The organism is Pseudomonas koreensis, assembly GCF_036668835.1.
Taxonomy (GTDB): Bacteria; Pseudomonadota; Gammaproteobacteria; order Pseudomonadales; family Pseudomonadaceae; genus Aquipseudomonas; species Aquipseudomonas koreensis_I.
Genome location: NZ_JAZEVW010000006.1, coordinates 23,210 through 43,998, shown reverse-complemented (window position 1 = coordinate 43,998; position 20,789 = coordinate 23,210). Strand labels below are relative to the sequence as shown.

Sequence of the window (20,789 nt, the reverse complement as noted above, 5' to 3'; positions counted from 1 at the left end):
TCTGCAGAAAACTCTGGGCAACCCTGAATCCGACTTCGCGATCAAGTGATGGCTACTCGATATCGAATGTTTCCCGTTAAGGATTTCGGTTCAGGCCGGGCTCCATGCGAAGGAATTAATTATTTGGATTTAGCGGCGGGGACGGGCTGTACAAGAAAATTGCAGTGCCGGTTTTTTCGCTTCGAGTGAGGCACCTGGGTAGCGAGAAAGTTCGTGCGCTTGCTATCGAACGTCGAAGTGATCGAAAACCGCCCGGCGCTGATTCGCAACCGCTGAAGGGGGGCGGGCGAGGCAGGAAATGATTGCCAGCGTTGCGTTGAACGTTCCGCAGTGTTGCGAGGAAGTTAGCGCTCTACGGCCACGCACTTGATCTCCACAAGAAGTCCTGGTCGAGCCAGCTCCGCGACGCCTATGCATGTCCACGCGCAAGTGCCCCTGGGAAAGACTGCATCCTTCACGCGTCTGAATGTCGGCATGTGGCGGTGAATGTCGACGTGATAGGTGGTCATTTCCACAACATCTGCAAATGCGCAGCCACCGGCTTGCAAGACGAGCCGGAGATTTTCCCAGGCTGCCAGAAACTGCTGCTCAGGGTCTTCGATCACGGCTAATTCCGGCGTCCGGCCTATCTGACCCGCGCAGTAAAGCGTTTTTCCCACTTTAATTGCGGGTGCGTAACCGGCCTGCTCGCAGAGCAATGTCATGCTGTCTGGAACAATGATCTGACGATCAGTCATGGTCGTGGCGCCTTATGGATAAACGGACAAAAAATTAACCCAGATGCCAGCGCGGCGTCCATTCGAGTCATCGGCCCGCTGAGGTTGGAAGTAACACCTGTGTTCATGTCCACCGTCCTCATGATGCGTCGACAGACATTCTTGCGAACACGTATGGAGCGCGCGGGATTGCTACGGCACTGCCATTGCAGCACTCTCACTGTTCAACTTTGTACGGGGTAAAGCATGGACTGGAGTGATATGCGGGTGTTTCTCGCGGTTGCCCGCACCGGCTCATTGGGTGCTGCGGCCAAACTGCTGGGGGTCAGTCATCCGACGGTGGGGCGGCGCCTGCAGGTGCTTGAGCAGTCCAGCGGCCAGCCGATTTTCCTTCGCACCGCCCAAGGACTGGTGCTGACCGACAGCGGCGAGAAAGTGCTCAGCCTGGCGCAGGACATGGAGCAAAGTGCCTTGGCCATCGAAAGGCGCCTCGCCGGGGAAAGCGCCCAGCCTGAAGGTGTGTTGCGCATCTCTTGCGCTGACTGGTTCGCCTGCTATGTGTTGGCCCCGGTCCTGCGTGAGGTGGTTCAACGTTATCCATTGATCGTGCCCGAGGTCATCGCCGGGCATCGATTGTTCGATCTTGCGCGTCGCGACGCCGACATCGCGTTTCGAATCGTGCCGTTCACCGAACCGGATATCGTTCACCGCAAGCTGACGACCCTGAGCTACGGGTTGTACGCGGCCGTCGATGCTCCTGAGCCAAAACCCGAGGGCGAGGGGCTTGGCTTGATCACCATGAGCGTCGCTCAGTCTCATTACCCGGATGTGCATTGGCTGCAGCAGCGTTACCCGCTGGCCCGTACCGTGTTCACCAGCAGCAGCCGCACCGTCCAGGCGCAAATGTGCGCGCAAGGGCAGGGCGTTGCCGTACTGCCGCGCGCCTTGGGCGACCGGTCAGCGGCGCTGCGCCTGATTGATCCGCATGCGCCGCCACCGGGTCGCGATATATGGATGGGTTATCACCAGGACATGCGCCAGATGGACAGCTTGCGCGCCCTTGCCGACCTTGCTGCCAGCATGATCGGCTCATAAGCAGCCCGCTGACTCATTCAGTCGGCTGCATCGCTGCGGTCTGCAATCCGCCAGCCGGCTGGCGCGCCAGGGTAATGCTCAGTCCCGTACCGACTGTCAGGCAGGCCGCCATGCACATTAGCGAGACGGTGAAGGCGTGGGTGATGGCAGCCGCGGCCGTATCCGTTCCCAGCAGGGTGTAAAAAATCCCGCCGATGATCGCCACGCTCAGGGATGTGCTGATTTGCAGGGTGGAACTGGTGATGCCCGCAATCATGCCCGAGTACGCGGGCGCCACACGCCCGGTGATCATGCGCATCAATGTTGGCAGGGCCAGCCCTTGGCCGAAACCGATCAAGAAGAGACTCACGGCAAGTGGCAGCGCAGCGGGGCTGGCCAGCATCGGCGTCTGCGTCACCAGCCCGGCCAGCAGCACAAGCCCCAGCACTTCCAGTGCCATTCCGACGGGATTCACATAAGCGCCCAGAACACGCCCGAACTGCTTGGTCGAGAGCGGTCCCAGCAAAAATCCGGCGCCGAAAGGCAGGAACACCAGACCCGCGTCGAGTGGACTCGTGCGCAGGGCGCCCTGTAGGTAAATGGAAAACAGCAGGAAAAACACGCCGATTGAGTAGAAGCTCAGCGCGACGAGCAACGCCCGCCCAAGGCCAGGCGCACGTAATGCCGCAGGATCAAGCAACGGTGCGCCGCCTGACTGGCGTAGCCGGGCTTCGTAGCGCCAGAACCACCAGGCCAGCAGCGGCACCGCTGCAAGGGATAGCCAGGCCCACAACGGCCAGCCTGCTTCACGTCCTTCGATCAGCGGCACGATCAGCGCCCCAAGTGTCAGCACAGAAAGTGCCGTTCCGCCCAGATCCAGCCGGGTGGTCTGTCGCGCACGGGTTTCCCTGACCACTGGAATAGCGATCAGGATCACCAGCAACGCAATCGGCAAATTGACCAGAAATATCGCCCGCCAGCCCAGGCCCATCAGGTTGAGCGATATCAATATCCCGCCCAAAGCCTGGCCGATGACCGACGCCAAGCCAAAGACCGCGCCATACAGGCTCAGCGCCAACGGCTTCTCCGACTCCGGAAATATGGCCTGCACCGAAGCGAGCGCCTGGGGCGCCATGACCGCTGCCGTCACGCCTTGCAGCGAACGCCCGGCGATCAACATCCACGGCGACTCGGCGAAGCCGCAGATCAGTGAGGCGACTGCAAATCCCACCAGGCCGACGAAGAACATCCTCATGCGGCCGTAGAGGTCACCCAGGCGTCCGCCGGTAATCAGCGTCACCGCATACAACGCCGCGTACGAGGAGATGATCAACTGTTCGGCGGAGGAGGCGGTGCCCAGCGATTGCTGAATCGACGGCAGCGCCACATTAACGATGAAAAAATCCAGAGGCGGCAAAAACGCACCGACCAACAGGATGGCGAACATCAACCAGCGCCGCGGCTCCGGCGCCGATACCTTTTTCGCAGGCATAGGAATCTCCTGTGTGAAACCGCTCGGATTTATGGAAAGGCGTGTTCAGATCTGCGACAGGCCGCCGTCGACCATCAGTTCCACGCCGTTGACATATTTCGCATCGGCCGAGGCCAGGAACAGCGCCGACGAGGCGATTTCTTCCGGCTGGGCCATATACCCCAGCGGCGTGATCTGCTCGACATGCTGGCGCAGTGCGGCAATGTCGCTTTCACTCATCTTCAAACCGTTATCCATCAGTGGCGTGCGAGTGAATCCAGGGCTCACGACATTTGCGCGGATTTTGCGACCTTTGAGTTCGTTGGCCCAGGTCCGGGCGAAGGAGCGCACCGCAGCCTTGGAAGCGTTGTAAAGGCTCAGTCCTTCCATGCCGTTGCTGGAACAGATAGAAGCCGTCAATACGATCGACGCGCCATTTTTCATCAACGGCAGTAACGTCTGAACCGTAAAGAAGACACCCTTCACATTAATGTCGAACAGCTTGAAGTAAGCCGCTTCGGTGGTTTCGCCAAGCGGGTTCTTTTCACAAATACCCGCGTTGGCAAACACAGCGTCCAACTGATTATCGTGGGCTTCAATCGTCGCTTTCAGCGTGTCCAGATCAGTCTGCCGCGCGACATCGGAAATGACCGCAACGGCCTTATCGCCGAGCCTGGCGACCGCCGCCTCCAGCGTGGCTGCAGAACGGCCAGTGATGTAAACCCGTTTCGCACCCTCTGCAATCAACCCCTGCGCAATCGCAAAGCCGATCCCGGTGGAAGCGCCGGTAACGACTGCAACCTGATTGGCGAATTTACCTGACATAGCTGACTCCTCGGTCCTGGGTGTGGATGCGTGTAACCACAGTGGCGGCCATTGTGAGAGGAGTCAGGGGCGGGCGGGACTGCCAGAAATGCACGTTGGTTGTTCAGATTTGTGGGGCGGGTGCCACGCAGGTTTACTCACAAACGCAGGTCGCTGATCGTGTGCCGTCTAAGGTGCGGATCGGGACAGCAACTTTATTCTTCCGCATGACCGCAAGGGCGGTGAGGCGTAAGTACTGTTGAGGAACAAGTAACCAGCGCTTTTGCGGCGCGCATGAAAAAGCCCGCTTTGCGGGCTTTTTTGCAGGACTGGATTGGCGGCTTTCGACCAATGAGCGCTGGCCGAAATCGCGCCGCCGCACGCCATCCGCGCTCGTCTAGTCCGTCGCCAACAGCTTCTTGACCTGCGCCACAATCTCGGCAATGTCAAAAGGCTTGGCAACCACCACATCAAACAGATCCGATCGCTCCATGCCGATATGCGCCTGCGCGCCACTCATCAGAATGATCGGCAAATGTTTGACCGAGGGCTGCGCCCGCACGGCTTCGGCGAATTCGAGGCCGTCCATGACCGGCATCATGAAATCAGTGATGACCAGCGCTGGCCGTTCTCGCTCCAGCACGTCGAGCGCTTTCTTGCCATTGCTCGCGGTCACCGTCATGAAGCCTTCATCCTCAAGGGCAAAGCCAAGGATGTCAGCAATCAGATACTCATCATCGACTACCAGGATGGTGGTCATGTTATTTCAACCCGCTCGAAGACTTACGATATTGAACCAGGCAATGACTCAGCTGAGGCTGAAGGTTCATTTCTCAAAGCCTTTTCCAGGAACACATCTTGATCACGGATAACCACCTCGAACCGCGATGGGTTATAGGAGCTATCGCGTACCTTAAGAATGGAAAGCGTCCTGCGAAGTTCAGCGTGATGCTCAAAGAAACGCATGAGGACCAGGTTGTCGACAATACTGGACAGGTCAGAGTTCGGTGAGCTCACCTCGGAACCGAACAAATCGCGCATCTCCCACGAGGCGAACACCGTAACGCCCCTGGATCGCAGCTCGTTCATCAGCGCACTGTAGAAGTCGGTGATGCGTTCCGGGGTGGTGGAAACCCTGGTCATGCCGCTCAGACTATCGATGAACAAGCGCTTGATGCCCTTTTCATCGACGATGCTCAGCAGTCGCGCGCCGAGGCCATCCAGCAAACCCTCGGTGGTCGGTTGCCAGGCAATGCTCAGCGCACCGCTGTGTTCCATTTCTTCAATATTGATGCCGAGCGATTGGCCTTTCAGGCGCAGCCGCTGCGGGCTTTCATAGAAACCGAAATGCAGGCCCGGCGCTTCGGGCGTCGACTGCGCCAGAAACTTCAGACCCAGGGTGGTTTTTCCGATCCCTGAAGGCCCCATGACCAGCGACACGCTGGAGCTATACAGTCCGCCGCCGAGGATCTGATCCAGTGACGCGATGCCGCTGGGAATGCGCGTCATGTCGGCGCTGTCCGGGGCGGAAGGGCGTTTGTATAGAGTTTCAAGGCGTGGATAGACGACGAGGCCGTCATCGGTGATTTCACACTCGTGCAAACCGGTCAACGCGCCGCTGCCGCGGGTCTTGCGCAAGTGAATGCGGCGTACCGAGCGGGTGCCGAAAAGCTCTTCGCCCATTTCGATGACGCCGTCGACCATCGTGTGTTCGGGGCTGCCGTCGTCAAGGCGCGAGCTGGTGAGAAACAGCACGGTGCAACCGGCGAACGCCGCGTGGCCTTGCAGCTCGGAAATGAATTTTTTCGTGTCGATGGGTGAGTCGGCTTTGGAGCGTGCATTGAGCAAACCGTCGACCACCATGACCGTGGCTTTCTGCCGGCTGATTTCGCGCCTGAGCAGTTTCACGACCTGGTCGAGACCTTCGTTCTCCAGCGTATCGAATGCGCTGACGAATTGTATTTCTGCACCCACTCGAGAAGCGTCGAAAAAACTCATCGTCGACAGAAACTGGAACAGCCGGTCATGCGACTCGGCCAGCAACGTGGCGACCAGAACGCGACCGCCGTTGCGGGCATGATGGAACCCCAGCTGATTGGCGAGGATGGTTTTGCCCGAGCCCGGACGCCCTTGAATGATGTATGAAGCACCCGCGACCAGGCCTCCCTGAAGCAGCGCGTCGAGCCCTTCGATTCCGCTCTGAAGGCGTTTTAGCTTTTCCACAATGCGACCCTGATCTGAAAAAACAGGCTTCTTAAGCCAGATGAATGAAATGCTAACGCCATTTCCATCCGGAGACCATTGCGGTTGAGGCAAAAAAGTAGCGCAGGAAGTTCCGCTGCTCGTTCAAACAGGAACAGACCCGACGCGTTGCGCCGGATCTGTTTCTTGTCGAAGCCACAGCCTTTTGAGCAAGCCCCGCTTTCGGGCGGCTGTATCGTTTAGTGCGATGATCCGCTGGCGCTGGCCTGGGCTGCTTCAATGATCAGCGCGGTGACTTTCTGCGGGTTGGACGTCATCACCACATGGGATGCACCCTGGACGGTCACGGTCTTTTTCGAGCCCGCGCGATCGGCCATGAACTTCAGCGCCGCCTCGGGAATGTTCTTGTCCGCCGAGCCGTAGATGAACCACGACGGTAGTTTTTTCCAGGCTGGTTCGCCAGACGCTTCCTTCAACGCAGCCTCGCTGATAGGCCGCTGTGTAGCGGCCATCAGTGCCGACTCGGCGGCGGGTACATCGGCGGCAAACTGCTGACCGAATTTGTCCTGCTGGATGTAGAGATCCTTATTGCCGTCCTTCAGCAGCACCGGGGCGGCGAGGGTCGGACCCAGGGTGCCTCCCGGATAGCGACCGGACAGCTCGATGGCGGTTTCGCCTTTGTCCGGGGCAAAGGCTGCGACATAAACAAGCGCTTTGACCTTCGGATTGTCGTGAACGGCGTTGGTGATCACCGAGCCACCGTACGAATGGCCAACGAGGACTACCGGACCGGCCGTATGCTCGACAATATCGGCAACATAATCCGAGTCCTGCTTGACGCCACGCAATGGGTTGGCTGCGGCAATGACGGGATATCCCTGTTTCAGCAACTGAGCGGCAACCCCATTCCAGCTGGACGATTCGGCGAATGCACCATGTACCAGCACGACGGTGGGCTTGGCGGCGCCGGGTTCAACGGCCGCCGTGCTGTGCAAAGAGGTCAGTGCCAATGCCGCGGTGATGGTGACAGCCAAAAGCGATTTGATATTGCGCATGATCATTCCTTTTTTCATTGGTTGGAGACGGCTGGAGAACAACATGGTTTTCTGGCAATCGGAGTGACTGCCGCTTAAAAATGCAGTGTCAGGGCTCGCCATTCGGGGATGCGGTGGCGAGTCGATGGGGAGAATTCTTGCAGGGGCATGTGTACCGGCTATGTTCGCTAACCGGCAGTTATGCGTTGTTTTGAGTATGTAAAGGCGCTGGATACAGTGGCTTACAAATGCGTGCCACTGTATCCGGCCGATAGCGGACGTCGTTGATGTGCAGCCCGCGCGGGCTAGGGATGGACGCCGATGTCGAGGGTGACGCAGAGCCCGCCACCGTCGCGGTTGCGCAACGTCAGTGAACCACCAATTGCGATAGCCAACTGCTGAGCGATGGCCAGGCCAAGGCCGGTGCCGCCTGTGCTGCGGCTGCGTGAGTTTTCCACCCGATAGAACGGCTTGACCACGTCTGCCAGAACCTCTTCGGGAATGCCTTGCCCCCGATCCAGCACACTGATCGAAACGCCGCTGCCTGCGTTTGTACTGACTTGCACTTCGGCGGTGCCAGCGTACTTCAGCGCATTGTCCACCAGATTCACCAGAATACGGCGCAGGGCATGCGGTCTGGTTTCGATAACCGCGCCGTTCTTGCCGCTCAGGCTGACCTCTCGACCGGTGTCCTGATAGTCACAAACCAGACTGTCGAGAAAGGCGTCCAGACTGACCCGGCAACTGGCCTCGGTCGCGCCATGAACACTGCGAGCATAGGCGATACCCTCGCGCACCAGATGCTCGATTTCGTTGAGGTCGTTGCCCAGTTTGTCTTTCTCTGCCGAATCTTCCATGAACTCGGCGCGCAGCTTCATGCGCGTGATGGGTGTCTGCAGGTCGTGGGAAATGGCCGCCAGCAGTTGCATGCGCTCTTTGAGGTAAGCGGCGATCCGCGCCTGCATGCTGTTGAAGGCGCGGGCGGCATAGGCCACCTCGCGCGGGCCGCTTTCATCCAGATGCATCGGATGTGCGTTCGGATCAAGATTCTCCACCGCCTCGGCCAGACGGCTGAGCGGGCGTATCGCGATCCGCACGGCAAACCAGGTGCAGCCGATCATCAACACCAACTGAGCGAACAGGGCGAAAGGCAACCAGGGCGACAACGGCCTGACAGAAGGGCGCACGTCGATGGTGACCGGACTACCGTCGGACAATCGCAGCTGCGCCTGAAAATGCGGGCGTGGGCCGGGGATTTCGACAAAGCTCAGCGTATAGTCGCGGCCCAGGGCGACTTGCAGTGACTGCGCCGCAGTCCCGGCCAGATCATTCGAGGTCAGCGGACTTCCGGCATCATGCTCGCGCAGCAAATAGTCGTAGTTGCGCCGCTGCAGGCGCTTGGTCCACGCCGGACGCTCAGCCGCAGGCAGACGGTCGAGGATGGCGATGGAGGTCGCGGTGTCGTGTTCGAAATTGCCCAGCATCGCCGTCTTGGTGCTTTCGTAGCGTTCGTAATACTGGGCGGCGAACATCAGGGACTGGGCGAGTATCAGGCCGACGAGGAACACCAGCCACAGCCGCGACGCCAGCGTTTGAGGCCATTGCAAGGCGAGTTTCATGCTTGCTCCTCGAGCACTTCGACCGCATAGGTAAAGACGTACCCTTCATTGCGCACGGTCTTCAAGTAGAGCGGTTCGCGCGCGTCATCGAGCAAACGCTGACGCACGCGGCTAACCAGCAAATCGATCGAACGGTCGAACATGTCCGCGTCGCGGCCCTGGGTCAGGTTGAGCAGTTGGTCACGGCTCAGTACCCGCTGCGGATGATCGAGAAAAACCCGCAGCAGCCTGTACTCGGCGCCGCTCAGCGAGACCAGCGTGTCATCCTCATCGAGCAGATGGCGAGCGGTGGTGTCGAGGCGCCAACGCCCGAATTTGAGCTTTCGGCCACTTTCACTGACCACAAAGTTGGGCGGCAGCATGCGCGTACGGCGCAGAACGGCATTGATACGGGCGAGCAGTTCGCGGGCAGCGAAAGGTTTGGCCAGGTAATCGTCGGCGCCCATTTCCAGACCAATGATGCGGTCGGTCTCGTCGCTGCGCGCGGTCAACATCAGCACCGGCGTTGCCTTGTGCTTGCCGACGCGAAGTTCACGGCACAGCAACAGTCCATCGTCCCCCGGCATCATGATGTCGAGTACGATCAAATCCACCTTGTTGGTTTCCAGAAACGCCCGCATCTGACGGCCGTCCGCAACCACGGTGGTGCGCAGGCCGTTCTTGTTGAGGTAGTTGCCAACCAGTTCCCTGATCTCGCGATCATCATCCACGATCAATACATGATCGACATGTTCCATTCCCTGCTCTCCACAATGAGCGCAACGATTGCGCAGGCTGGCGATGCCCGATTGCCCGTTGGAAGGGGCCCGTACGCGAGCTGCAGAAATGCGGCGAGGCGCCAACGGCAACAAGGGAAGTCGCGGATTTACAGCGGGCGTATTACGCCTTTAAACGCTGATGGCAGTCCAGTTTTTTAGGGGCGGGGGCGGTTTCTTGTTTGAGCACGATCGGGTGCGGCCGCATGGTGAATACGAGTTGGCGGATTGGTGGGTGCGGAATTTTCATTTGAAGTGAGGAAGAGGGGGCGGAAATGACCGAAAAGAGGTGGAACGATCCAGACACTGCGGGGCAAACTGCGTATGCCAGAAACAACAAGGCCCTGAAAAATCGGGGCTTCGTCGGTACAAAATAGACCGCAATGGAAAGTTTCGGAAATGAGACCAAAAGTGCAAGAGCACTCGAAAAATCTCGTTGAACGAAATCTTCACCTCGGGCATCCTTCACCGCGATTTTTCAAGGACGATTTACTTCTATGCCTGCCCCACGTACGGAAGCGCTTCCGCGCCGGCACTTCTCATATACGCCCCCGCATTTCAGAACTGTAAGCCATCCCTGCATGGGCGTCGGCTACGTCGAGGTGCTGCTCGTAAAAACGCCAATCGTCTAACGCAAATTGCGTCCCCATGCTCGCGTGACAATCACGAGCCCGCCACTGACATTTCGAAACGGAACCTCCCATGAGTGGAAAACCAGCTGCTCGCGTCTCAGATCCCACCAGTTGCCCACTTCCAGGACACGGCACCAATACTATTGCCAGCGGCTCGCCGAACGTATTCTTCGACGGCCTCGCTGCTGCTCGCATGACCGACAAATCCGCCTGTGGTAGCCCGATTACCGGGGGCGTCAGTTCGACTGTATTTATCAACGGCCTGAACGCCGCGACAATAGACAGCACCGGGGGCCATGGCAACATTGTCATTGGCGGTTCCGGCACCGTCATCATCGGCGACACCGTTGTTTCAGCGCCCTTCAGCGGCTTACTGCCAATGCCGGTGCACTTCAGCGACAAGATCAAACTGGTCGACGGCACGACTGGCGAGCCAATGCCTAATCACGGTTATGCCATCCAACGTGAGGATGGAAGCCTGGAACATGGCGTTAGCGACTCGATGGGCTTCACCCATATGGTGAGTTCGCACTTGGCAGAAACCATCAAAATCTTTCTGGAAGACTAATTAATGGCCGCAGAGCAAATTGTTCTTCCAAACGGCAACACGGCAAGCCTGGCAGCAACGAAAACATTGACCGCTGCAAATGACTCAACCGTAAAAGCTGTACCAGTTCCGGAAAAGAAAGCCATCGTCTTCTTTATCGGTGGCGCCGCAGACCAGGAAAAGTATTACTTTCAAGGCGCCTATCACAACATTGATGCCGCAAAAAATCTGCTCGACAACAGAATAAGCCCGAACGCAAAACTGAAGCCCAAATACACAAGCTGGGCCAGAGGTTACAACGACGCCAAAGGCTCCGGCGACATCAAGACCAACTTCATCGATAAAATACCCGGCAAATCAAGCCCGGTATATATCGTGGGTCATAGTTTGGGGGGGTGGAACGGAGCACATCTTTCAAAAATTTTATCTGAAGCGGGTTACACCATTAAATTTCTGGTGACACTCGACCCTGTCGGCGAAGGTTTTTGGGTATGGCTGGGCTCGGATATCTACATGTCAGAGCCGCAACCTGTCGCAGAGTCCTGGATTAACATTCGAGCCAGCTCAAGCAAACCCGACTCTTCTGACAGCGTCGCCGATTTCGGCGAACGCTGGAATATAAAGTCCGGTCCGACCATGAACAAAACCATCGACATCCACCACGCCTCCGCAGACTGGATGTTCATTCAACCTGTTCAGGAAACAAAATCAGCACTCGATCTGATTTTTGATTCCATTAATGGTTTTTTCGGCCAATGAATCTATATCGCGGCTTCGTTTACCTGACATTACTTCTCTGCGCTGGCTGTGTAAAAACAGCCAACATCCCTCCCGCAGACCTCACTTTGTCGTCTTTTGAATTAGGGCCGAATAATCTTTTTACTGTGAAATTCACTTCAACAGTAGATTTGGTTAACGCATTCAATGATTTCGAAAACTCTAATCAGCTCACGCCAACGCTGACCTGTTCGTTAGACGGCGATATGGATTTTTCGTCCGAGCATTCAATAGATATAAAGGCTGAAGGTCTGGTGAATGCGATCAGCCAAACCAGGCCAAATTACACTTTCACGTCAGAACTTGTTTTTTACAATACAAGACCCGATGGGACGCAACTCGATCTGAATGATTACGAAGCCGTCCGGCCGCTTCTAGTCAATAAAGCTCTCATACCCTGCAAGGTACGCATTACCGCGTATGGCTATAAAACCTATTACACGAAGTCATTGATCATTCCAGCCACGAAAATGCGAGAGCAGATATTCAAAAATCCTTAGCTTTTTTAGATAGCACCGAAGCAAGGAATTATGAGAGCAGCCAACCCCATCGCAAGAATTTACTTGCCTTCAGGCGGTGCGTTACCGCGGCCGTCTCCCGAGGGCTTCCCTGTTTTGCTTGGCAGATTTGCTACCGGCGGCGCTTTCGAGCCACCCGATTCACTTGCTGGTGCTGAACCACTTTTGCTACCGCCTGATTTCGACATCGCCGTCTCCTTGGTTACACGAGGGAGGGTTGGGTTGCCTAACTGCAATGGCGGGTGCGGATGTCGCCATCGGGTTGTACGAACGCTGGGTGGCCAAGCGGCTGGACCTGAATGAGGCCGAACCGAAGGCATGAGCTGGGCAGGCCGGGCGGCGCTCCGATTTTACGGGTCCTCCCCAAGGGCCGCCCCCTACACGGGTTTGCAGGTTGGTCCTATCTCCCAATGGCAAGCAGGTCGACGTGCTGGCTACTGAAGCGTTGATCCGCGATACCGCTGACCCGAGCAAGGCTGCCGTCGCTGCTCGCCACCAACAGGATCGGCTTCAGCGTGATGTGTACAGTCACGTCGTAGCCCAATCTGAGCCGACTAACATGGCTGCGCGGCCGCCCTTTGTAGCCGATGTGAAGTGGAGAGATAGCTTAGATCAAACGAACTGACGGCAGATGCCTCGGATGGCTTTGCTGTGTTTTTCGGAAGTTGATCTTGAAGTTAGAAATCAGGCGCTCGGTCAACCAAATCAGTTCGACATTTAGCTGGGCTTCTCGCTACAAATGTCAGCTCGACTGAATAAGGTTGAGATATCCATAGGTGTAGATTCTTAGCAAGCTTGCAAAGTTGTAAGCATCGGCCAGTATCGGCTTGGATGGCACCGCCAAAACAAGATTGACCAAGCCGAGTTCGTCGAAAAGACAGACTACGCGCACGAGGTTTGTATCGCTGACATTCTGGTGTCAAATTTTCGATGCGGTGCACAGGTTTCTTTTATTTCAGAATGAAGAATTGATCGCTCGGAAAAGTCCTACACCTCGCTGGGAATTTTCCTACATTCAGTGCGCGCATGAGTAACTACTATATGCGAAGTGTTAGATATGTTTTATTACTAATAAAAAAATCCGTATATACGTCTGTTCAAGATTTTTTGTTTTTTACGTTTGTCATTATTGTATTTAGGTGTATCTAAAGGCTGCAGTGTGGGTGTGTATATTTGCGGGGTGATAATTTGTTGTTTTTTGTTGTTGTGACTCTTGACTTGGTAGGATCTCGTGTGGGAAGTTGTTATTGCGCACCTTAGTGGGTTTTTAACTTTTGGTATGCGCTAATAATAAATAATGGAGATTACAATCATGTGTTCAGCACCCGTTGGTAACGTTGGCAATAGTAGTTCGGATGCGGCTCTCGACAAAATGACTGCTGCGTTTGATCAGGCTATAGAAAAGTCTGCCAAAGTAACTGAAATCACTACAGAGAAAAAATCTGATCTCGATGCTGCTAAACAGCGTCCACAGAACTGATTGGCGGCGGGGCTGTGCGCATGCGCAGCCCCGCCGTTTAATGAAAATGGTGTTTCTTGTTTGATTGAACTGGATCTTTTTGATTGACAGTTTGTAGTGTGTTGGTTTTCTGATGATTAATTAATCATTGAGATGGTCTCGCTGTGATCTCGACTAAAAAAATAATAAAGGCGCAGTTGGAAATCCTCTCAGGCTTGCACGCAGGCGTCACCGTTGTATTTGACAAGGCGAATCTGAGCCTTGGTTCGGAACTGACCTGTGACATTGTTCTGCGGGATCCACGGCTTGAGTCGCATCATTTAAATATAGGTCTCCAGTTTCCTTATGTCATGGTGGAGGCATATGCGGGCGGTATTACTGTCGATGATATTCATGTTCCCGAGGGAACCGGGCTTCGTAGTTTGTTGCCATTAAAATTAACTGTAAATGGTGTTTCTCTGAGGATGACAGCTCGTGCGTCAGCCTCGGCAGTTTCTACGCTCGATAGTTTTTCTGTTGCACTTAAAAAGTATCGGGTCGGCCTGATGTTGATTGGAGTAGTGCTGGCACTGAGTCTGAGTCTGCGTGGGTTGTTCGTCGAGGCGGATACTATTGAGGTCGCACCTGCTGGTGTTCAGCGAAGTGTCGAAAATGGCACTAACAATGTGAAGTTGCCGCCGGCATTGAATACATTGCGAGCCAAACTGGCTGAGCTCCAATTGACGCCTCTGCATATTGAGGGGCAGGGCACGTATTTACGTGTCAGTGGCGCACTGACAAGTGAACAACGAACTCGCTGGGAACAGGCATTGCAATGGTTTGATCGTACTTACGGAACTACTCATGTTCTTGAAAACGCAGTAACGATCCAGATTGAACCAGCAGCACCGCGAGTGAAAGTTCAAGCGGTCTGGCAGGGAGTAGCCCCGTATGTGATTGGCGAGCACGGTGAACGCCTGTACCCAGGGGCTGCGATGAGCGATGGATGGATTCTATTGCGCATCGAGAAGACCCAATTGGTTCTGAAACGTAACGCCACTGAGTATGTGTTCACCCTATGAATGACTCCGGGCGCCTCCTTCTAACTCCTGCATTGGGCTGTCTATGAAAGTCGATTTACTGAATAGACAACTGAAGTCCGATTCGTCCCTTGCCGAGTCTGTGTTCGGCGTCTCATTGAAGAGGGCTGTCCCGTCGACCGTTAAACCCGCAGCGGAGAAAGCCAATACCAAAACTGACAGCGGTGCCCCGTCAGCAGTCCACCGGCAGCAGTCGCTTGGGCAATTGTGCTCATTGGTGAACGGAGAGGCGGTTTCGTTCAGTCGTCAACGTTCCACTGAAATTCTGCAGCATTTGATCAACACGCATGTGTCGCGACTGACGCCTGATGCCCGGACGTCAGCGCTGTCATTGCTGCAAACCGAACTTGAGCAACTGCAAGTGGCCGGTAGCGCGAAGTTGATGGAAATGGACCACATCAATTACGTCGCGGATCTCGATTAATGATGACGCAGATGGATCTCGACTCGGTCAAGTGGCTGCATATGCATGCTCGACGTTATGCGCGCAGTGGTCAGCATCAGCACGCGCTGGTTTACGGGTTGATGGCCAATCAGATAGCTCCGCAAAACGTCGAGATATTGCTGACTCTTGCTCGCTTGTTTGACATGAATGGAGACGGTTCTCGGGCACTCAAGGCGATTGAGCACCTGGCAGTTCTACAAGGTCTGACGCCGCCTTTGCTGCTGCTCAAAAGCCGAATTTTGTGGAATCTCGGCCAAAGGGACCAGGCGCGACAAGTTTTTGGTGACTGTCTGGCTCTGCAAGGAAAGGCGCGTTCATGATGATCCTCCCGGCCCTGAATCGATTGGCTCACTGCGCTGCACGTCGCGGCGATGTGGTGATTGCAGCTTTTATGCTGTTGGCCGTTGTGATGATGATCATTCCATTGCCGACATTGCTGGTGGATGCATTAATCGGGATAAACATCGCATTCAGTTTGCTGATTCTGGTGGTCGCGTTTTATGTGTCTCACTCTGTGGATTTCTCGGCTTTGCCGCCGATCATTCTACTGAGCACGCTGTTCCGTCTGTCCTTGTCGATCACCACCACCCGCTTGATTTTGCTGGATGGCGACGCCGGTCAAATCGTGCAGGCATTCGGCGAGTTCGTCATTGCCGGTGAAGTAGTCATTGGCCTGGTGGTGTTCCTGATCATCACAGTGGCGCAGTTTCTGGTCATCACCAAGGGTGCGGAGCGGGTGGCCGAGGTGGCCGCGCGTTTCTCACTCGATGCAATGCCAGGCAAACAGATGAGTATCGACAACGACATGCGCAACGGCGATCTCGATCCTGCGCAAGCGCGGATGCGTCGCTCACGCCTGGAGCGCGAGAGTCAGTTATACGGTGCGATGGATGGGGCGATGAAATTCGTCAAAGGTGATGCGATTGCCAGCCTGGTCATCCTCTTCGTCAACCTATTCGGCGGGTTGATGATTGGCATGGTACGGCGGGACATGGCATTTGCGGATGCAGTGCATACCTATTCACTTCTGTCAGTGGGCGATGGTCTGATCGCCCAGATACCGGCACTGCTGATTGCGCTGGCCGCGGGCATCGTCGTGACGCGTGTAGCGTCGAACGAAGAACGAGATCTCGGCACTGAAATAATTGGTCAACTCAGTTCTAACGCCCAGGCGTTGGCACTGACGGCCGGTGTTCTGCTCGCCATTTCTTTCATACCGGGTTTCCCCGCCCCAGTGTTCATTTTCATTGCGATGCTTCTTGGCGGTTCAGCGTGGCTAATCAACCGTCGCAGTGAGACTGCGCGCCAGACGCAGACACCGGAAAACCTTTGCACCGAGCCAGACCCTCTGTCACAGGTAGCGCAGTGGCCTCAGGACAGTGCGCGTGTACTCCTGCGAATCAGCGATGACATCGCTGCTCATCTGAGTCCTGGCGAAATGATTCCGTTACTGGAAAAAACGCGAAACGCATTGGCATCTACATTCGGCATCGAGTTACCCAGTGTTGGTATTCGAGTCGATCGCCAGTTGGCTGCCGAACACTTCGCCATTGATCTGGAGGCGGTTCCGGTCACTCGTGGCCGTTTGCCTGTCGGCTATTTACTGGTGCATGACGACCCAGTGCATCTGGAGTTGCTGGGTCTTGAAACGGTTCGCGGCATGCCACTAGTGCGCCAGGAAACGCTATGGGTCGACGAGCAGCATCGCACTAAGCTCGAAGAAGCAAGGGTAGTAATCAGTTCCCTTGATCAGGTGCTGGCCGCGCACCTGCAACAGACGCTCAGTCGCCACGCGAGTGCCTTTCTAGGCATTCAGGAGGCACGTCAACTGCTGACCCGAATGGAGGCCGAGTATCCGGAACTGGTCAAGGAAACTTTGCGCGTCACCACATTGCAGAAGCTGGCAGAGATCCTTCGGCGGTTGCTTGATGAAGGCTTGCCTCTGGTTAACTTGCGGGCCTTGTTGGAAGTGTTTGTAGAGCATGGCGCTCGTGATCTGGAACTGCATGTTTTAAGCGAGCACGTGCGCTCTGCCATTGCACCGCAAATCTGCCATCAATATGCCGACGATCAGCACGTGATATGCGCCTGTGTCGTGTCCCCACCTCTGGAAGATGCCATCAGGCATGCACTGCGGCGAACCGATTCCGGGCGCACTGAAAGTTTGCCTCAATGGTTGGTTGAGGCTGTGGTGGACCCGCTGCGCAAACAGTTTGAAATCTGTTCGGACGACCTGTCACTGGTGGTCATGTCTTCGGCCGATTTACGCCGCTACTTGCGCCAACTGCTGATGAGAAATGAACTGGATGTGCCGGTCCTCGCTTACCAGGATCTGACCCTCGATTTCAGCCTCCAATCGGCGCTGTCACTCAATCTGCCCAATGGGCGTGCGCAAGCACCAATCCCGGCGCAGCCCTCTCTCACGGAAGTGATGCCATGATGACTTTCGCCTTCGGCCAACCTGGCACTACCCCCGCAAGTCGTGGCATTGATACGCGTGCCTTGCGGGTCTTGCAGTGGGGCACGGCAGTTCTGTTTTTGGCAAGTTGTTGGCCGGCCCAAGGGGCGACATCCGTTGATCCGGCCAGCCATGAAATTCTCGAGGTGGTGGAGAGCCAGGGACGCATTCTGCGTTTCGAACAACCCGTAGAGTCGTTGCTCGTGGCTGACGTAGGGGTCGCGGATATTCGTGTGGTGTCGCCGGGCGTAGCCTATGTCTATGGCAAGGTCAGTGGCGAAACCAATCTGATTGCCCTGGACGCCGATCAAGCCACTGAGTTTTCTGTGCGCCTGCGTGTCATACCGGCAGCCCAGCAAGCGGTTTCGTTCGGTCATGCAGGGGCGCACCCCAACATCAAACCCGTTGGCAAGCAATTGCTGGCGAGTGGCGAAACCGGCAATGTAGAGACCGCTGTTGAGCTTGCATCTTTACTTCGCAGCAGTGCGCAACCGGGTATTCCCGCGCTAAATACCAGTACCTACGCCGGTTCTGCACAGATCAACCTGCGTGTGCGTTTTGCCGAGGTGTCGCGCGACAAGTTATTACAGTACGGCGTCAACTGGAGCGCTTTATTCAACAACGGCTCGTTTTCTTTTGGTTTGATCTCCGCCGGAAGTGTCCCGGGCGCCAACCTGATATCGGCGGGCCTGCATTCAAACAGCGCGAATATTGATGTTCTGCTCGATGTATTGCAGAGCAACGGATTGCTGGAGATTCTCGCCGAGCCGAACATCACGGCCGTCAGTGGCCAGACTGCGAATTTTCTGGCCGGTGGGGAAATTCCAGTGCCAGTACCCGTCAGCAATGATTTGGTCGGTGTCGAGTACAAACAATTCGGGGTGTCGCTGCAGTTCACGCCGACGTTATTGCCGAACAAGCGGATTGCGCTGCAGGTGCGACCCGAGGTCAGCAGCCTGGTGACCAACAGTACGGTCAACGTTTCCGGTTTTTCTTTGCCAACATTTCTGGTGCGCCGTGCAGATACCCGTGTCGAAGTCGGTAGCGGGCAAACATTTGCCATCGCCGGACTTTTCCAGCGCAGCAATTCCAGCAGCCTGAATCAACTGCCGCTGCTGGGTGACATCCCGGTATTAGGCAATCTCTTCAAGTCCAAGCGTTTTCAGCGTAACGAAACCGAGCTGGTCATTCTGATCACTCCCTATTTAGTCGAACCCGTATCGGCTAGACATCTGGCAACCCCATTGGATCCTCGAACCACCAATCCGGCTGGGGATTTTCCCGACTACCGCCATCATGGTGGTGAGGAGTTCGGCTTCTATGTGGACTGATCAAATGCCGCGTCAAGCAAGGTTATTGCTCCTGGCGAGTCTGGTCCTGTCGGGATGCTCGACCCACCTGGAAACGCCGTTTTATTCCCCTGACTACTTGCCCGGTGCGGGTGATGATTCTGCGTTGGCAAATCTACCCAAAGCCTGTCTGGGATTGGCTGTGCAGGGCACTGAACAGATCCTGCCGCAAGGTTGCGCCAACAATCTGAACTTGCAACGCATGGTTGAAAGCGCATCGGATTTGCACAGGGGGCAAGACATTGGCCCAACGTTGTCTGCGCCGGTCGCACGCGCGGCCGAGCGCTACATACAAGGAGATGAGGCGCGCCCGTTGTCCTCCTCAAGTAATCGGGAGGCATCAGCGGATGAACTGCACATTGCGCAATAAACAGATGCCGCAGGGACGTCGCACGGAGACTGGATCGATCTCTTTGACGCGGCCCACGCAAACCGCATCGCGAAACATCCTGCGCCGGCATCTAGGCATCGTATTTGTCTGCCTCTCAATCAGTGCCTGCACCCATACATCCACGGCATCGCTCGAACAGCAAAGAGTCATGCATCTGGCCAGAGAAGTTGAGCGGCAGGGTGATGCGGTTTCGGCAGGCGCGTTGTTCGAACGTGCTGCGGTGCTGTCCGATGAGGCACCGGCGACGATGCTCGAATTGGGGCGCGTGCGCCTGACTACCGGTGACCTTAAAGGCGCCGAGTCCGCGTTTCAGTCGGTGTTGGTGCATCAGCCCGACTCCAAACCTGCGTTGCTCGGTCTGGGCACTGTGCAATTGTATGCCGGTGACTTCAAGCGAGCTGAAGGCACATTGGCCATGGCTGCTCACGAACTGCGTAGCGTGGTTGCATATAACCGCTGGGGCGGTGCAGCGGCCATGGCGGGGCGATCCGAGGTAGCCGTAGATGCATTTACTGCCGCGTTGGCGCTGGAGCCTGACAACCTGGAATTGCGCAGCAACCTGGCACTGGCGTTGGGCCTGACTGGCCAGTTGAAAGCCGCGCTGGATCAGATCGCGCGTGTCGTTGCTGCGCCGGAGGCCGGCGCAAAGCACCTGCGGCGTCAGGCACTGATCCTGATCCTCGCCGGAAATGCGCGGGGTGCCGCCGTCAGCCTGGGAGACATGCCTGTCTTCAAACGGCGTGAACTCATTGCCCAGGCACGTGCCATCAAAGCGCTCCAAACCTCGCAAAGGCGCGCTGTGGCTATCGGCCTGGTTACTCCGGGGGAGGGCGAATGAGGCCTCTTCAATCACCGCGTTCCACGCTGGTCTGCGCATCGCTGCTGCTGGTTACGCAGTGGGCGATTGCTTCAGTCGATGACTGGCAAGTCGCGCCCTATCCATACCTGGTCATTGATCAGGATGTGCGCGGTGTGCTCAACGAGTTTGGACGCAATCTCGATATCCCCGTTGTGCTTTCGGGGACCGTGAAAGGCCGGGTTCGTGGCCGCGTCGTTGAAGACAACGCCCGAGAATTTCTTGCACGGGTTACCACTGCCAATGGCTTGACCTGGTACTACGACAGCCACGCGCTTTACATCGACTCCGAACAGGACATGGGCAGTCAGAGCTTTGATACCCACGCGCTTGATCGCCGCAGCATTGAACGCCTGCTGGATGGATTGAAGATCGTCGGGCAACGCATCTCTGTGCAACTCAACCCGCAGCAAAACGTGGTTACCGTTTCCGGCCCGCCTGGTTACCGGACGCTGGTTGAACAGCTTTTAGCATCTTTACGACCTTTGCCTGCAGTCACCGAGCAAGGGGTCAGAGTGTTTCGCGGGGGCAGTGAAACCGTAAGGGTTACTGGCACCCGCTCCTGAGCATCAACCACCGCCTGCGGGCAAACACACCTGGAGT

General features: G+C 56.3%; 21 protein-coding genes and 3 pseudogenes. 15 read left to right on the top strand and 9 right to left on the bottom strand.

Going from position 1 to position 20,789, the window contains the following annotated elements:
* Nucleotides 1-344: 344 nt before the first annotated feature.
* Nucleotides 345-737 (bottom strand): RidA family protein, encoded by a 393-nt coding sequence (locus tag V6F91_RS18335; protein WP_332766829.1) that lies wholly within the window; start codon nt 735-737, stop codon nt 345-347.
* A 225-nt stretch (nt 738-962) separates the two neighbouring features.
* Between V6F91_RS18335 and V6F91_RS18330 the strand changes: the two genes are divergently transcribed.
* Nucleotides 963-1,811, top strand: a complete 849-nt coding sequence (locus V6F91_RS18330) for a LysR family transcriptional regulator (protein ID WP_332766827.1) — start codon at nt 963-965, stop codon at nt 1,809-1,811.
* Between the two features lie 13 nt (nt 1,812-1,824).
* Here the strand turns inward: V6F91_RS18330 and V6F91_RS18325 are convergent, their stop codons facing one another.
* The 7 genes from V6F91_RS18325 to V6F91_RS18295 form a co-directional block, all read right to left on the bottom strand.
* Nucleotides 1,825-3,282, bottom strand: a complete 1,458-nt coding sequence (locus V6F91_RS18325; RefSeq protein WP_332766825.1) for an MFS transporter — start codon at nt 3,280-3,282, stop codon at nt 1,825-1,827.
* A 45-nt stretch (nt 3,283-3,327) separates the two neighbouring features.
* Nucleotides 3,328-4,086: an SDR family oxidoreductase gene (locus tag V6F91_RS18320; protein ID WP_332766823.1), complete on the bottom strand. Its 759-nt coding sequence runs from the start codon at nt 4,084-4,086 to the stop codon at nt 3,328-3,330.
* Nucleotides 4,087-4,462: 376 nt separating this feature from the next.
* Nucleotides 4,463-4,825, bottom strand: coding sequence for a response regulator (locus V6F91_RS18315; RefSeq protein WP_093101892.1), 363 nt, complete (start codon nt 4,823-4,825; stop codon nt 4,463-4,465).
* A 23-nt stretch (nt 4,826-4,848) separates the two neighbouring features.
* Nucleotides 4,849-6,288 carry an ATPase domain-containing protein gene (locus V6F91_RS18310; protein WP_332766820.1) on the bottom strand — a complete coding sequence of 480 codons (1,440 nt, stop codon included), beginning with the start codon at nt 6,286-6,288 and terminating at the stop codon, nt 4,849-4,851.
* 218 nt (nt 6,289-6,506) lie between these two features.
* On the bottom strand, nt 6,507-7,322 hold the full coding sequence (locus tag V6F91_RS18305) for an alpha/beta hydrolase (protein WP_332766817.1): 816 nt from the start codon (nt 7,320-7,322) through the stop codon (nt 6,507-6,509).
* 284 nt (nt 7,323-7,606) lie between these two features.
* Complete coding sequence (locus tag V6F91_RS18300) at nt 7,607-8,920, bottom strand: ATP-binding protein (RefSeq protein ID WP_332766815.1); 1,314 nt, start codon at nt 8,918-8,920, stop codon at nt 7,607-7,609.
* On the bottom strand, nt 8,917-9,657 hold the full coding sequence (locus V6F91_RS18295; RefSeq protein WP_090283087.1) for a response regulator: 741 nt from the start codon (nt 9,655-9,657) through the stop codon (nt 8,917-8,919). Before V6F91_RS18295 ends, V6F91_RS18300 begins: the two co-directional genes overlap by 4 nt.
* Nucleotides 9,658-10,377: 720 nt before the next feature.
* On the opposite strand from V6F91_RS18295, the gene V6F91_RS18290 reads away from it, so the two are divergent.
* The 5 genes and pseudogenes from V6F91_RS18290 to V6F91_RS18270 form a co-directional block, all read left to right on the top strand.
* Nucleotides 10,378-10,875, top strand: a complete 498-nt coding sequence (locus V6F91_RS18290; RefSeq protein WP_332766813.1) for a PAAR domain-containing protein — start codon at nt 10,378-10,380, stop codon at nt 10,873-10,875.
* Nucleotides 10,876-10,878: 3 nt separating this feature from the next.
* A complete protein-coding gene (locus V6F91_RS18285) occupies nt 10,879-11,613 on the top strand; it encodes an alpha/beta hydrolase (protein ID WP_332766812.1) in 735 nt (244 codons plus the stop codon).
* Nucleotides 11,610-12,131, top strand: a complete 522-nt coding sequence (locus V6F91_RS18280) for a hypothetical protein (protein ID WP_332766810.1) — start codon at nt 11,610-11,612, stop codon at nt 12,129-12,131. Before V6F91_RS18285 ends, V6F91_RS18280 begins: the two co-directional genes overlap by 4 nt.
* Nucleotides 12,132-12,360: 229 nt before the next feature.
* Nucleotides 12,361-12,471: pseudogene (locus tag V6F91_RS18275) on the top strand (phage holin family protein); the annotation flags it as partial.
* Between the two features lie 69 nt (nt 12,472-12,540).
* Nucleotides 12,541-12,726: pseudogene (locus tag V6F91_RS18270) on the top strand (terminase small subunit); the annotation flags it as partial.
* 38 nt (nt 12,727-12,764) lie between these two features.
* Here the strand turns inward: V6F91_RS18270 and V6F91_RS18265 are convergent.
* Nucleotides 12,765-13,059 (bottom strand): annotated as a pseudogene (locus V6F91_RS18265) (IS5/IS1182 family transposase); the annotation flags it as partial.
* A 402-nt stretch (nt 13,060-13,461) separates the two neighbouring features.
* Here V6F91_RS18265 and V6F91_RS18260 point away from each other — a divergent pair.
* The 9 genes from V6F91_RS18260 (at nt 13,462) to V6F91_RS18220 (ending at nt 20,752) form a co-directional block, all read left to right on the top strand.
* Nucleotides 13,462-13,629: a hypothetical protein gene (locus V6F91_RS18260; protein WP_261735275.1), complete on the top strand. Its 168-nt coding sequence runs from the start codon at nt 13,462-13,464 to the stop codon at nt 13,627-13,629.
* Nucleotides 13,630-13,772: 143 nt separating this feature from the next.
* Nucleotides 13,773-14,669, top strand: coding sequence for a SctD/MshK family protein (locus V6F91_RS18255; protein WP_332766808.1), 897 nt, complete (start codon nt 13,773-13,775; stop codon nt 14,667-14,669).
* 43 nt (nt 14,670-14,712) lie between these two features.
* A complete protein-coding gene (locus tag V6F91_RS18250; RefSeq protein ID WP_332766806.1) occupies nt 14,713-15,111 on the top strand; it encodes a hypothetical protein in 399 nt (132 codons plus the stop codon).
* On the top strand, nt 15,111-15,452 hold the full coding sequence (locus V6F91_RS18245; protein WP_332766805.1) for a type III secretion protein: 342 nt from the start codon (nt 15,111-15,113) through the stop codon (nt 15,450-15,452). The genes V6F91_RS18250 and V6F91_RS18245 overlap by 1 nt, the downstream gene beginning before the upstream one ends.
* Entirely contained in the window at nt 15,449-17,572 is a 2,124-nt protein-coding gene (gene sctV, locus V6F91_RS18240; protein ID WP_332766803.1) for a type III secretion system export apparatus subunit SctV, read from the top strand. Before V6F91_RS18245 ends, sctV begins: the two co-directional genes overlap by 4 nt.
* Nucleotides 17,572-18,921: a type II and III secretion system protein family protein gene (locus tag V6F91_RS18235; RefSeq protein ID WP_423815341.1), complete on the top strand. Its 1,350-nt coding sequence runs from the start codon at nt 17,572-17,574 to the stop codon at nt 18,919-18,921. The genes sctV and V6F91_RS18235 overlap by 1 nt, the downstream gene beginning before the upstream one ends.
* A 4-nt stretch (nt 18,922-18,925) precedes the next feature.
* Nucleotides 18,926-19,309, top strand: a complete 384-nt coding sequence (locus V6F91_RS18230) for a hypothetical protein (RefSeq protein ID WP_332766799.1) — start codon at nt 18,926-18,928, stop codon at nt 19,307-19,309.
* A gap of 169 nt (nt 19,310-19,478) precedes the next feature.
* Nucleotides 19,479-20,168 (top strand): tetratricopeptide repeat protein, encoded by a 690-nt coding sequence (locus V6F91_RS18225; RefSeq protein WP_332766797.1) that lies wholly within the window; start codon nt 19,479-19,481, stop codon nt 20,166-20,168.
* Complete coding sequence (locus V6F91_RS18220) at nt 20,165-20,752, top strand: type III secretion protein (RefSeq protein ID WP_332766795.1); 588 nt, start codon at nt 20,165-20,167, stop codon at nt 20,750-20,752. Before V6F91_RS18225 ends, V6F91_RS18220 begins: the two co-directional genes overlap by 4 nt.
* The last annotated feature ends 37 nt before the right edge of the window (nt 20,753-20,789 follow it).

Coding starts and splice junctions, on each gene's coding strand:
- V6F91_RS18335 (WP_332766829.1), bottom strand. CDS start 737: ATGACTGATCGTCAGATCATTGTTCCAGACAGCATGACATTGCTCTGC.
- V6F91_RS18330 (WP_332766827.1), top strand. CDS start 963: ATGGACTGGAGTGATATGCGGGTGTTTCTCGCGGTTGCCCGCACCGGC.
- V6F91_RS18325 (WP_332766825.1), bottom strand. CDS start 3,282: ATGCCTGCGAAAAAGGTATCGGCGCCGGAGCCGCGGCGCTGGTTGATG.
- V6F91_RS18320 (WP_332766823.1), bottom strand. CDS start 4,086: ATGTCAGGTAAATTCGCCAATCAGGTTGCAGTCGTTACCGGCGCTTCC.
- V6F91_RS18315 (WP_093101892.1), bottom strand. CDS start 4,825: ATGACCACCATCCTGGTAGTCGATGATGAGTATCTGATTGCTGACATC.
- V6F91_RS18305 (WP_332766817.1), bottom strand. CDS start 7,322: ATGCGCAATATCAAATCGCTTTTGGCTGTCACCATCACCGCGGCATTG.
- V6F91_RS18300 (WP_332766815.1), bottom strand. CDS start 8,920: ATGAAACTCGCCTTGCAATGGCCTCAAACGCTGGCGTCGCGGCTGTGG.
- V6F91_RS18295 (WP_090283087.1), bottom strand. CDS start 9,657: ATGGAACATGTCGATCATGTATTGATCGTGGATGATGATCGCGAGATC.
- V6F91_RS18290 (WP_332766813.1), top strand. CDS start 10,378: ATGAGTGGAAAACCAGCTGCTCGCGTCTCAGATCCCACCAGTTGCCCA.
- V6F91_RS18285 (WP_332766812.1), top strand. CDS start 10,879: ATGGCCGCAGAGCAAATTGTTCTTCCAAACGGCAACACGGCAAGCCTG.
- V6F91_RS18280 (WP_332766810.1), top strand. CDS start 11,610: ATGAATCTATATCGCGGCTTCGTTTACCTGACATTACTTCTCTGCGCT.
- V6F91_RS18260 (WP_261735275.1), top strand. CDS start 13,462: ATGTGTTCAGCACCCGTTGGTAACGTTGGCAATAGTAGTTCGGATGCG.
- V6F91_RS18250 (WP_332766806.1), top strand. CDS start 14,713: ATGAAAGTCGATTTACTGAATAGACAACTGAAGTCCGATTCGTCCCTT.
- V6F91_RS18245 (WP_332766805.1), top strand. CDS start 15,111: ATGATGACGCAGATGGATCTCGACTCGGTCAAGTGGCTGCATATGCAT.
- sctV (WP_332766803.1), top strand. CDS start 15,449: ATGATGATCCTCCCGGCCCTGAATCGATTGGCTCACTGCGCTGCACGT.
- V6F91_RS18235 (WP_423815341.1), top strand. CDS start 17,572: ATGACTTTCGCCTTCGGCCAACCTGGCACTACCCCCGCAAGTCGTGGC.
- V6F91_RS18230 (WP_332766799.1), top strand. CDS start 18,926: ATGCCGCGTCAAGCAAGGTTATTGCTCCTGGCGAGTCTGGTCCTGTCG.
- V6F91_RS18225 (WP_332766797.1), top strand. CDS start 19,479: ATGCATCTGGCCAGAGAAGTTGAGCGGCAGGGTGATGCGGTTTCGGCA.
- V6F91_RS18220 (WP_332766795.1), top strand. CDS start 20,165: ATGAGGCCTCTTCAATCACCGCGTTCCACGCTGGTCTGCGCATCGCTG.